This is a genomic window from Pseudomonas sp. 05N36, assembly GCF_056397385.1.
The window spans coordinates 468,626-480,651 of the sequence record NZ_JBFTNH010000001.1; the positions used below are offsets into that span (position 1 = coordinate 468,626).

Here is a 12,026-nt window from a genome sequence, read left to right on the forward strand (position 1 = left end):
TCAGGAACCCTGCACGACCACCTGCGCCTCCAGCGCTTGACCTTGCTTGTCCAGTGTCAGTGATTGCAAGGTCGCGCCCTCCAGTTCGGTTCGATGCAGCCAGGCCAATAACGCTCGCGCATCACCGCGCAGCGTCAGGCGCAGAAGATCGCCTTGCACCTCCAACTGTTGCAGGTCGAGGCCGTCGGTGATCGCGCGTTCACTGAGTTGTGTGGACAAGGGCGCAGTCCCCGCGGCCCGAGCACTGGGGGCTTGAGCGCGAGCGACTTCCCCGGCCTGAACCAGCCGCTGCTGATACAAACGCTCGGCCACTGCCAGCCGCTGCTGGGATGGCTGCCACAACCCGACGAAGGCCAGTCCGGCAACGAGCGCTACCGCCAGGACACTCAGTGCCCGTCGGTCGCGCAACGCCAGCCGATTCCAGGTCTGCGCCACACTGACCGGCAGCTTCGGCGTGTTGAGTTTCATGGGCGATTCTCCAATGTCAGCTGCGCCTGGACCCGGTCCTGAACCTTGCTTGCGCTGCCCAGACTGATCGGCAATCCGCTGCTCTGGCCACGCTCGCGCAGTTGTTCAAGTTCGGCAAAACTGCCTGCCGTGAGTTGCAGTTTCCAACCATCGCCGACACGGTATTCGATGCGTTGCACTTCAACACTGCTTGCACCGATCACCTGCTCGGTCAGCTTCAACAAACGGGCGATCTGCGTGTCCTGTGCACTGACACTGGTTTGTTTTTGCAGCGCCTTGAGTTGCGCCGAAAGATCAACGATACGTGTCTGCTCCGGATACAAGGCCCTGAAACGTTGTTCGCTCTGGTCAGACAAGCGTTGGGCCTGATCCTCGAAAAAGTGGCTGCGCGCGAGTGTGCTTCCCCACCCCAGGGTGAAACACAACGCAGCCGAGATCAGTGCCGTCGACCAGGGAAAACGCCGGCGCTCCCGACGAAACTCACCGTGCAGCAGGTTGATCGCAGGCCCCGCCCCCGCCTGGCCGTGCAGCGCTGCAAACCCTTCGTCCAGCCAGCAGATGGCCTCAGGCAGCTGTGGACTGATCGTCGCCAACCCGTGCGCCGACACCGCCAGACGAGCATCCAATGCGCCGCCGAGGAGCCAGCGCCCCAACCACCACACGCCATAGGCCTGATCATGGGGTAAACGGTCGGCATCGACCTGTACGGTGCTGACGGAAATTCCCAGTTCAGCCACCAGCGCGAGCAACGCTGCAAAGCGTTGTTTGTTGAGTAACAGCACCGGATAGCGCCCCTGTGAGTCACGCGGGCCGATGCTCAGGTGCAGTGTCTCAAGGTCTTCGCTCAGTTGATCTTCGATGGCGAACGCAATGGCCTGAGCGTCAGGGCGACGTCGCGAGGGCCATTTTTCGGTACGTAGCCAGCCGCACATTTCCATCGGCAACACCAGATGGACAGCCTGCCCTGATAACTGTTTGGCYGCATCGGCAAGCGAAAGGAGCGACCGCTCATTCGAGTCTGAGACCAGGCAGCAGAGCCATTGCGCGCAAGGTTGCACCGCCCCTTCTGGGGTGAGGTAAAGCCAGGTGTTCATGACGAGGCCTCGCTTGTCAGTGAGGTGAGGAACCGTCGTAGCACGACGTTCACCTGCCGGGTTTTAGCGTCGAGTTCGACTTCGCTGACCAGTTGCAGACGGCTTTGCCCAACGGCCACGTCTACCGTGATCCGAAACCAGCGACTGCCCAGCCCCAGACCATGGCTGCCCAGCTCAAGCCCGGCGAGCAAAGGGTCCTCGACGAACGCCTGCACCGAACGATAGCCCTCGGCCGGACGCTGTTGCACCAGCGCCCGGGCCAACGTTTCGCTCATGCCGTCGAGTGTCATCAGTTGCTGCGCCGACGCGGTATTGATGTTCAGGCTGGCGTTCCTGGGCAGCAGGGCCACCATAGGCTGCAAGCGCCGCATCACCTCGCCGTCGACGCCCGGCCACACGCGCAATTGACTGAGGTCTGTCAGCGCGCCGAAGTGCGAGGTTGCGAGACTTTCGAGGTCTGGATTGCGGATCTGCAGCAGGGCCAGCAGACGCACCCAACGCTGTTGCGTGAGCGGTTCGACTTGCCCGCCGGCCAGCAGTGCAGAAAGGTTGAAACGCGCGGCCAGGTCTTCGACCTGGATGTGCAGCGTCCCGCCCTCGACCTCGAACGGCGGCGTGGCCTGCGCCCACGCTTGCGCCAGATTGACGCTGCGGGACGCTTGCATCTCAGGGCGGCGCAACCGCTGCAAGGCCCAGCGCTCACCGGAAAAACCCAGTTGGCGCAGTTGCACCTGATGAAGCTGTTGCGCGGTACTTTTGACCACCAACCGATGGTTGCGCAGCATCCCGCCCGTCAGCAGCAAAGCCAGGCTCATGACCAGCAACACGCTGAGCAGCGCGACGCCGCGTTGCCGACTCATGACGCGCTCCCAGGCAACAGCAAGACCCGGCGAATCGACTCGAAGCGTTCCGTTGAAAAGGTGATTTCCAAAGCCTTCGGCGCGGAGACTGGCTTACCGGCGCCGGGCGCTCTCTCGCTGCGCCAACCGCGCTGGTCATAGAGTCGCCACCGCAATTCGCGCACCCCGGTGAGCAGTTTTTGCCGCTGCACCAACGGCTGCTCAGGGGGTTGGCTTTCACGCCACAACGTCCCCTTGTCGAGGCGATAAGTAACGTTCTGCAACTCGCTACGCGGCTCATCCAACGGATTCCGCCAGTTGCCGCGCTGCAACTGCAAAACGTTCTGCTGCAGCACCACAGGCTGCGCCGTTACCTGCAAGGCATCACGCTCGATCACGGCGATGGCGCGTTGCAACCCGCGCATGTCGCGCTCATGGGATGAACTGCTGCGTTCAGCACGGACCACGCCATCGAACAGCCGCCAGCTGGCCAGGCCAAGCAAGGCGAATATCGCCATGGCGATCACCAGTTCGAGCAAGGTGAAGCCATGCTGCTTATTCGTCACGGGCGTCAATCCAACCCGTCGTTCGGTGTACGACCTGATCGCTGCCTGAACGGCTGACGCTGAGTTCGACCTTCAGCAAACGCGAATCGGCCACCGGGGTGACGGTCTGGCTCAGGCTCCAGTCGCGTCGGTCGAAGTGTCGGCTCAGGTATTCATGCCCTTGAGCCGGTGCAGCCCCCAGCTGCAATTCGCTCAAGTGATTGTCAGCCAGCCAGGTCCCACACAACTGCTCCCCCAATCGAGCATTCTGCTTGAGGGCGTATTGACCGGCCGCCATCACTGCCGCCGCCAACGTCGCAAAAACAACCAGCGCGATCATGATTTCCAACAGGGTAAAACCGCGGTGTGTCTGGCGCGGCGGCGCAGGCTTTCTCTTACTCATCAAGGGCCGCCTCGTTCAAACCATCACTGGAGAGGCTGATCAACGATTGCTGACCGGCTTGCAGGTGCAAGGTGAACGCAGTGCTTTCATCACTGCTGAGCAACACCAGATGCGGTTGACCGGGACGCCCCGCCAGCGTCGACATTTGGCCAGATCGCTCCAGACGCAGCTGCAAGCCTTCCGGTAAACGATAAGCGCGGCCCGCCGGGCGCCAGTCCTGGCCATCGAGACTCAGCACCTGATAACCCTCGGGCTCCAGCCGAAGGCCATACTCGCGTCCCTCGAGCACGGCCTGCTCACGTAGCGTCTGCAACAACTGGATCAAACCGTTGGCCTCCTGCCGGGCCAGACGCGCCGGGTGATTGCCGATGGCCAGACCCGCCATGCCCAACAGCACGCCGATCAGCACCATGACCACCATCAACTCCAATAGAGTGAAACCCCGGCACGCCTGACGCATCGGTCAATCTCCCCAGTTGCCGATGTCTGCCCCATGGCCTTCGCCACCGGACACACCGTCAGCGCCAAAGGAGTACAGGTCATAGCCACCATCGAGCGAATTCACCCCGGGATTGAGGTACTGATACGGCGTTCCCCAAGGGTCCACCGGCACACTTTTGAGATAACCCTGCGGACTCCAGTTTCTCGGTACCGGAGCACCCAGCGGCCGCTTGACCAACGCTTCCAGCCCTTGCTGGGTGGTGGGGTAGCTGAAGTTGTCGAGGCGGTACATTTCAAGGCTGGTGGAGATCGCCAGGATATCGGTGCGGGCCGCAGTGACCTTGGCCTGATCGGGCCGGCTCATGAACTGCGGCACGACGATGGCGCCCAGCACACCGATGATGACCACCACCACCATGATTTCGATCAGGGTAAAGCCACGCTGACGCTTGGCTGAAGTATTACGGACAGGATTCATCGATCAACTCACCAGTTGGTTCAGGCTAAGAATGGGTAAAAGAATGGCCATGACGATCAGCAGCACGACGCCGCCCATCAGCACCAACATGACCGGCTCGAATAGGCTCACAACCAGCGCGATGCGCGCTGCCAGGGTCTTTTCCTGCTGCTCGGCGGCCCGCGCCAGCATGCTGTCGAGTTCACCGGCACGCTCGCCACTGGCGATCATGTGCAACATCATCGGCGGTATATCGCCGCCTTGTTCCAGGCCATGGGTCAGGGTGCCGCCCTCACGTACCGAACGCGCAACATCGCGCATGCGCGTGTGAATCGTCAGGTTGCCAATGACCGCGGCGGCGATTTCCAGGGCATCGACCAACGGCACCGCGCTTTTGCCGAGGATCGCCAGGGTGCTGGCAAAACGCGCCGCCTCCATGGCCCGCAACACTCCGCCCAACAACGGCAAACGCAACACCTGTGCGTGCCAGCGCACACGCAGGGGTGGCTGGACCAAGGCCCAACGTCCCAGGAATACCAACACCGACAACAGCCCCAACAGAATCAGGCCATGACGACGCAGACCGTCGCTGAGCAGAATCATGCCCCGGGTCAGCAGCGGTAACGGCTGACCGCTGTCGACGAAAATCTTCACCACATCCGGCACCACATAGCCGAGCAGGAAGCCGACGATGGCCAGCGAAGCGACCATCAGAATCATCGGGTAAACCAGCGCCAGCTGAATTCGCTGGCGCGACGCCTGACGAGCCTCCGTGTAGGCCGCCAACTGTTCAAGCACATGACCCAGATGCCCGGAGCGCTCACCTGCCGCGATGGTGGCGCGAAACAGTTCGGGGAACGCCCGGGGAAATCCACCCAGCGCCGCCGCCAATGCATAACCTTCCATCACCCGCGCCCGCACCGCTGAGAGCAAGGCGTTGACCTTGCGCTTTTCGCTCTGCGCCGCAACGGCCCGCAAGGCCTCTTCGAGGGGCAGACCGGCCTGGATCAGCGTGGATAGCTGCAACGTCAGCAGCGCCAGTTCGCCGGAACTCAGCTTCACGGCATTCGCGAAAATCCCCGCCCGAGTGCCCTGATATTTCGCCTCGCCGACATGACTGGGTAACAAACCCCGTTCACGCAGCAGCTGTCGGGCATGCCGTGGGCTGTCGGCCTCCAGCACACCTCGGGACTGACGGCCGCTGCGGTCCTGGGCACGGTATTCGAATCCCGGCACCGGCTAGTCCTCCTGGCTGACGCGCAGCAATTCATCGAGACTGGTGACACCCTCAAGCACCAGCCGCTGACCGTCCTGGAACAGGCTGCGCGACAGCGTCCGCGCCTCGTCCGCCAACGCCTGTTCACTGGCGCCCTGATGAACCAGCCCGGACAGCGTCGGGCTCATGCTGATCAACTCGTACATACCGACCCGCCCCCGGTAGCCTTGTTGGCATCGGGCGCATCCGTTGGCCTTGAATAGCCGCACAGTACGGTCGCCGGCAATGCCCAGGCTCTGGCAGTCGACAGCATCAGCTTCATAGGTTTGCTTGCAGTGTGGACAGAGGGTTCGCAACAAGCGTTGGGCGAGCACACCGATCAGCGACGACGCCAGCAAGTAGGCATCGACGCCCATGTCCAGCAACCGGGTGACCGCACCGACTGCACTGTTGGTGTGCAAGGTCGATAACACCAGGTGCCCGGTCAACGACGCCTGCACAGCAATCTCGGCGGTTTCCCGATCCCGGATTTCACCGACCATCACCACATCCGGGTCCTGGCGCAGAATCGCCCGCAGGCCCCGGGCGAACGTCATCTCGACCTTTGGATTGACCGGCGTCTGGCCAATCCCCGGCAGGTGATACTCGATCGGATCCTCCACCGTGAGAATATTGCGCGTCTGGTCGTTGAGACTGGCCAGCGCCGCATACAGGCTGGTGGTCTTGCCGGAGCCGGTGGGACCGGTCACCAGGAAAATCCCGTGGGGCCTGCCAAGAATCCGCTGAAAGCGTGCCAGGGTGTCGGGCGGCATGCCCAGGCGCTGCAAGTCGAGGCGTCCGGCTTGTTTGTCGAGCAGTCGCAACACCACTCGCTCGCCATGTGCTGACGGCAGGGTCGAGACCCGCACATCCACCTCATGCCCGGCCAGGCGCAGCGCAATGCGACCGTCCTGCGGCACGCGCTTTTCAGCGATATCGAGGCGAGCCATGACCTTGATCCGTGACACCAGCAAATTGGCCAACTCACGCCGGGGTCTGAGCACCTCACGCAATTGCCCATCCACCCGCATCCGCACCAACAGGTACTGCTCGAAGGTTTCCAGGTGAACATCCGAGGCTTTTTCGCGCACCGCCTCACTGAGCAACGCATTGATCAGCCGGATGATCGGCGCGTCACCGTCCTGTTCGAGTAGGTCGGCAGTCTGCGGGAGCTGATCGGCCAGGCTCAACAGATCGAGTTCTTCGTCCAGCCCTTGGGCGACCTGTTCGGCAGCGCTCTGACCTACGCCGTAAGCGCTCGCCAGCCGTGTCGCGAACATTGCAGGCTCAAGGACTTGAACAGGCAGATCACGCCCCGTCACACGCCGAACTTCCGCCAGGGCAGTCAGCGGCGTATCGCTGCGGATCGACAGGCTCAACGCCTCGCCCGAACCTTCCAGCAACACCCCCAAGCGCCGGGCGAAACCGAATGGCAGCTGCTCGCTGTAACCCGTCAGACTCGTCATGGGGCGCGGCGCTCACGGGCCTCGTCGAACAGCTGATGCGGATCATCAGGCAGTAACAACGAATGGTTCTGGCGAGCCGTCGGCTGACTCAGATCCCGCAGGGCCTTGTAGCGGTCCTCGCTGATTTCGGCGATATCCTGCCGGGTGCGCACGATGGTCGGGCGCAAAAACACCATCAGGTTACTTTTGGTCTGGGTGTCTTTCGTCCAGCGAAACAGCGCACCGAGATAAGGAATGCTGCGCAACACCGGCACCCCGCTTTCCTGGGTCCGAACGCTGTCCTTGATGAGGCCGCCGATCACGATGATTTCGCCATCATTGGCGAGGATCGTGCTTTTGAGGGCACGCTTGTTGGTAATCAGGTCGGAGGAATCCACACCGGACACCGAAGGCGCAATGTCGGAGATCTCCTGTTCGACCTCCAGACGCAGGATCGAACCTTCGTTGATGTGCGGGCGAATCTTCAGGCTGATCCCGACATCCTTGCGCTCAACCGTGGTGAAGGGGTTGTCAGCGCCACTGCTGTTGGTGGCGTAGGAGCCGGTCTTGAACGGTACGTTCTGGCCGACGATGATTTCCGCTTCCTGGTTGTCCAGGGTCAGCAGGCTCGGCGTCGACAGCAGGTTGCTGCGGCTGTTACTGGCCAGCGCTGAAATCAGTGCGCCAAAATTGCCGCCACCGAGCCGCAGCAATGAACCTTCCGGGGCCGGATTCTTGTCGTCGAAATTGAACCCGCCGAGCACCGGAACCCCGGTCCCCGGAAAGTTGATGATCCCTTTCGCCCCCCCACCGTCCAACCCCCACTGCACACCGAGCGCTTCGACGATGTCACCGGAAATCTCCACGATGGCCGCGTGAATCAGCACCTGGGCACGCGGTTGGTCCAGCTCACGAACAATGTTCTCCAACGTCCGCAATTGCGCCGGATCGGCGAATATCACCAGTGCGTTCTGGCGTTCGTCGGCCTTTACCATGACCGGCGCGGCCGATACCGGTTCTTTTGAACCGCGGCTACTCGACTGTGCCTTGAACCCCTGCCCCAGTGCATCCAGCACCTCGGCCAACTGCTTGGCATCGCTGTGGTGCAAACGGATCACTCGGGCGTTATCGAGTTTGGTCGTCGCCGGAATATCCAGCGAGCGGGCCAACCGGACCAGGCGCTCACGCACTACCGGCGGCCCGACAACCACCAGGCGATTGGCTCGGGGGTCGGGAATCACCAGGCTTCCGGCCTCGGCTCCGGACTTACCCAGTGACGCTTCCATCACCGTGGCGATATCGGCTGCCAGACCATGGCGTAGCACAACAATGGTATGAGCATTTTTCGCCCCGGAATCAAGTTGCCGTACCACTTGCCCAATCCGCCGAACATTGCTCGCGGTATCAGTGACCACCAACGCGTTGGCCGAGACGGACGGACCGACATAGCCATTGGTCGAGACCAGCGGCCGGACCAGACCGGCCAGGTCGGCAGCTGAGCTTGCGCCGAGGGCGATGACCTCAGTCACGAACTGTCCATCGCGAGACGTTCGCGGATCACCCTGACTGGCACGGGTCTTGGCTTCCGCAACCGGTGTGATGAGTATTCGGTCGCCTTGATCGATCACCGTGAAGTTGTGAGCATCGAGCACCGAATAGAACAACCGTCGGACACCCTCGCGATCCAGCGCTTTTCCGGACATGACCGTGATTCGCCCTTGAACCTTGGGGTCGAGGATCACGGTCGTGTCCAGAATCGACGACATTTCGGCAACGATGTCCCTTAGTTCAGCGTTGTTCATCGCCAGTTGCCAACGCTGTTCTTCAGCCGCTACCCAACCCGGGAGCAACAGGACTGCAATGCCCAGGGCGCGCAGCAGTGCGCCGTAGGTGCGAAAACAATTCGAGCGGTTCATTCAGTGACTCTTTGGCAAATCAGCGGTTGGCCGAAAGTGAATAAGGGCAGGTGCGGGATCGGATCGGGTGTCGGCAGGTTTGATCGTCAACAAGCTGCGCTCGGTAGTGGGTTGCAGGGCCAGCAACTCCTCGCGACCTTTGCGCCACAGCACCACCCTGGACACTTCAACCCGCCGCAGCACACTGCCGCCGGGCAAGCTGTCGCCGACCTGATACAAACGTTCACCGTCAGCACCCGCCAGCAACGCCCGCGAAAGCCCGGTGCTGGAGACAAAACTGGCGCGCAAGGTCAGCGGTTCAGCACTGCGCAGTGTTGCCGTTTGCGTGGCCAGCCCCATCACCGTCGCGATAGCGTCAGGGTTGAATTCAGGCATCGGTTGCGTATCCGGTGGCAGCCGTACCGGCCGCTCGGATAGCACAAGCCATTCATCACGCAACGCCTGTTCGCTGGCGAACAGGTAAACGCCGTACACCATCGGCAATACCCACAGGATGGCCCCCAGCAGCATCGGCCAGCCTGTGGACATGGCCGTGAATAAAGAGTCCAGCGTCAATGGCTTGCCCATTCAGCGGTGAAACCACATGTTTATAAGCACACGGCGTCCCGATACTTCATGTTTGATGACAGCGGTAATGTGCAAGGCAATCAACACGGCCAGTACGAGACACGCCCAAACATGAACAGTCAGAAACAGTAGAATCCAGTAAGGGTCTTCCAAAGGTTGAGGAATAGAAAAGAGATCAAATATATTAATGGCACGGTCCATCATGAGCACACCCGTCACCAACACCACACTAACGACCAGATAAATAAGCCGATGCACACATAACGCCAACACTTCGTTCACCGTCCGATATCGTCCAGTACCAGAACGGTGCCCACTCGAAGAAAGATAAAGTCTTAAAGCGAAAAAAGGCAAAAATACGGTTGTCAACGACACATTAACAAAGGCCACCCATTCCTTGACCGACACGTCCACTTCAAACAGCGACACATAAAAACCACTGGCCAGTGCCCAGATAATAACGACAGCAGAAAGCCAGTGCAGAAATTTTTGCAACTTCGTATACGATGAAGTTTTCATTTGAACGCACTCACCCAATAACATTGAGAGCTCACCACTCCGGGCAATCAAAAATCAGGATTACCCGGGGCAGTGTCAGATCAACTTATTTTTGATCCCAGGCCATCGTCCAGTCACTGCCGTAACCTGGCTCGAAACCTTGTGCCGTTTCACTGTATTGAATGCAATAACCCGAATAAGGGAATGGCTTACACTCATAAACCAAACCGTTTTTAGACTGCAGCACCTTGGTCCCTGCGGTGTAGTCGCGGACATTGTTCGGGAACTCGAAGTCGTACTCTTGCGCACCGCCCTCGCCGGTGAACTTGGTTTCTTCGAAGGCTTGGCGAGTGGTACGACCGTCTTCCGTGGTGCCCACCAGCTTCACGCCATGCTTGCCCGGTGCAGAACGTACATCGATATTCAGTACAGTGTTGCTCTGTGCCGCCACCTGTTGCCGGGTGAATCCCACTTGCTTGTTGCTGTCATCGAAAATGGTCGCTTCGATGGTCATCGTGCGGTTGTTGACGACCGGGACCGCGACCTTGCCAACACCTTTCACCAGTTCATGCTCTGGCGCCAGGCCACCAAACTCCATGCGAGCGTCGGTATCCTCCTGCATGTCCAGCGCCACTTCATAACGGGTGATGCCACTTTCTTTCTGGGCGTACAGCTTGTTCACGCCTTTGACCGGCTCGATATTGCCTTGCTCATCGCGAATGCCGGCTTTTATCAACGTCTGGGTCTTGTTGATCTGCTCGGCCAACTTGAACGACCAGTTCTGCGGTTTGCCTTCATCAGCGTTATCGACGGTGATCTCGACACTGTACTGTGCGCTTTCACCGCTATGGGTAAAGGCGCGGGCCTTGACCTTGTCCCCGGCAATCAGGGTGGTTGCAGGGGTGATGGCGCCAACAGAGTTCCAGCCGCCAGGCAATGCGGCCTCGGCAAGAATGTTGACGTCAACGACGTTGTGGAACGCCGCAGCGGTATCACCGACGGTCCATAGACCGAGAATCACATGGTGGCCGGTCTTGTCATCCGGAATCACGCAAGCGTGTTTGTCCCCGGAAACCGGCAGAACATTACCGCCGTCGACAAAACAAAATGGCGTGGTATCGAAAGAAGCGCGTTTGAGCGGCTCATTCGGGTTCCAGCCGTTTTTGGTAATGAAGTACTCATGCTTGGTGGCAGGATGAGCGGCGGTGTATTTCCAGTCGAAATCGAGCGAACGGTCCTTGATTTCAGTCAAATGCCAACGAGTAGCGGACTGAGCATCGACCGCGGAAAACAGTGCAATACCGCCACTGGCGATCTTGCCGTCAATCGGGCCTTGACCCGGAGCGCCACCCACACCGTTCGGAAAACCTTTGAAAGTTTCACCCACACTTTGCGGTTCGTACTGTGCGCCACCACAGTCTTTGTTCAGACCTTTCTGGCAAAGAAAAGCACGGGAGGGTGGTTCATTCAAATAGCCATGAGCGGCAACATGTTGTGAAGACAACAATGCCGCCAACAGCGTCAGCGAGGAAGCACATCCTGTTAATGCACCCCCTTTGGAAATAGTGTTTTTCATATTATTAGTTCCGACTTAATCATTAAGAATCACTTGCAAGCCCACATCAACTCGACGAAGCCTTACAAATCCTTATCGCACCCCACACCCCCCAACACTTCCCTCGAGCTTATGCAAGCATCCTGTAAAAACAGTATTACTGAACACCAGCAACTAACGCTTACACAGTAGTAATGCCACGGTAGTTTTATGACATGCTTGCCATACAGGTCGTGCTGAAAAATTTGAGAATGGCACTTTACCGCCAGAGACTTTTATTCTATGTAGGACAATTCTAATAATCAGGCAGGGAATATCGGCAATCCAACTAATCGGACAAGAAAGGTAATATTGCCTTACATAGAGGCGAGATATTTCTTAAATATTCAGCGCGTAAAGGCTGCACAAGAGTAAACAACTCGCACATCCGCCGCCAAAGAAAAACGTCAATATGACAGGCAAGCAAACGCCAACAGCCAGGACGGTCTGAGGAAGTGAGTATGGATTATCGAGGGCGCAAAACCTGCCTGGCGCTGAGGCCAG

General features: G+C 59.5%; 13 protein-coding genes. All 13 read right to left on the minus strand.

Annotated features, from left to right (window positions below):
- Positions 1-468, minus strand: coding sequence for a type II secretion system protein GspM (gspM, locus tag AC1DIH_RS02135; RefSeq protein ID WP_477770421.1), 468 nt, complete (start codon positions 466-468; stop codon positions 1-3).
- A complete protein-coding gene (gene gspL, locus AC1DIH_RS02140; RefSeq protein ID WP_477770422.1) occupies positions 465-1,562 on the minus strand; it encodes a type II secretion system protein GspL in 1,098 nt (365 codons plus the stop codon). The genes gspM and gspL overlap by 4 nt, the downstream gene beginning before the upstream one ends.
- Positions 1,559-2,422 carry a type II secretion system protein GspK gene (locus tag AC1DIH_RS02145; protein WP_477770423.1) on the minus strand — a complete coding sequence of 288 codons (864 nt, stop codon included), beginning with the start codon at positions 2,420-2,422 and terminating at the stop codon, positions 1,559-1,561. Before AC1DIH_RS02145 ends, gspL begins: the two co-directional genes overlap by 4 nt.
- Positions 2,419-2,967 (minus strand): type II secretion system protein GspJ, encoded by a 549-nt coding sequence (locus tag AC1DIH_RS02150; protein WP_477770424.1) that lies wholly within the window; start codon positions 2,965-2,967, stop codon positions 2,419-2,421. Before AC1DIH_RS02150 ends, AC1DIH_RS02145 begins: the two co-directional genes overlap by 4 nt.
- Complete coding sequence (gene gspI / locus AC1DIH_RS02155; RefSeq protein WP_477770425.1) at positions 2,957-3,349, minus strand: type II secretion system minor pseudopilin GspI; 393 nt, start codon at positions 3,347-3,349, stop codon at positions 2,957-2,959. Before gspI ends, AC1DIH_RS02150 begins: the two co-directional genes overlap by 11 nt.
- Positions 3,342-3,809 (minus strand): type II secretion system minor pseudopilin GspH, encoded by a 468-nt coding sequence (gene gspH, locus AC1DIH_RS02160; protein WP_477770426.1) that lies wholly within the window; start codon positions 3,807-3,809, stop codon positions 3,342-3,344. The genes gspI and gspH overlap by 8 nt, the downstream gene beginning before the upstream one ends.
- 3 nt (positions 3,810-3,812) lie before the next feature.
- Complete coding sequence (gspG, locus tag AC1DIH_RS02165; RefSeq protein WP_477770427.1) at positions 3,813-4,268, minus strand: type II secretion system major pseudopilin GspG; 456 nt, start codon at positions 4,266-4,268, stop codon at positions 3,813-3,815.
- Positions 4,269-4,271: 3 nt separating this feature from the next.
- Positions 4,272-5,483: a type II secretion system inner membrane protein GspF gene (gene gspF / locus AC1DIH_RS02170; protein WP_477770428.1), complete on the minus strand. Its 1,212-nt coding sequence runs from the start codon at positions 5,481-5,483 to the stop codon at positions 4,272-4,274.
- A gap of 3 nt (positions 5,484-5,486) precedes the next feature.
- Positions 5,487-6,968 carry a type II secretion system ATPase GspE gene (gspE, locus tag AC1DIH_RS02175; protein ID WP_477770429.1) on the minus strand — a complete coding sequence of 494 codons (1,482 nt, stop codon included), beginning with the start codon at positions 6,966-6,968 and terminating at the stop codon, positions 5,487-5,489.
- The gene (gene gspD, locus AC1DIH_RS02180; RefSeq protein ID WP_477770430.1) at positions 6,965-8,863 is read right to left on the minus strand and encodes a type II secretion system secretin GspD; all 1,899 of its coding nucleotides are present in this window, start codon (positions 8,861-8,863) and stop codon (positions 6,965-6,967) included. The genes gspE and gspD overlap by 4 nt, the downstream gene beginning before the upstream one ends.
- Positions 8,864-9,430, minus strand: coding sequence for a type II secretion system protein N (locus tag AC1DIH_RS02185; RefSeq protein WP_477770431.1), 567 nt, complete (start codon positions 9,428-9,430; stop codon positions 8,864-8,866).
- Positions 9,431-9,949 (minus strand): cytochrome b, encoded by a 519-nt coding sequence (locus AC1DIH_RS02190; RefSeq protein ID WP_477770432.1) that lies wholly within the window; start codon positions 9,947-9,949, stop codon positions 9,431-9,433. It abuts the gene before it with no gap.
- Between the two features lie 85 nt (positions 9,950-10,034).
- Positions 10,035-11,504, minus strand: coding sequence for an N-acetylglucosamine-binding protein GbpA (gene gbpA, locus AC1DIH_RS02195; protein ID WP_477770433.1), 1,470 nt, complete (start codon positions 11,502-11,504; stop codon positions 10,035-10,037).
- Positions 11,505-12,026 lie beyond the last annotated feature (522 nt).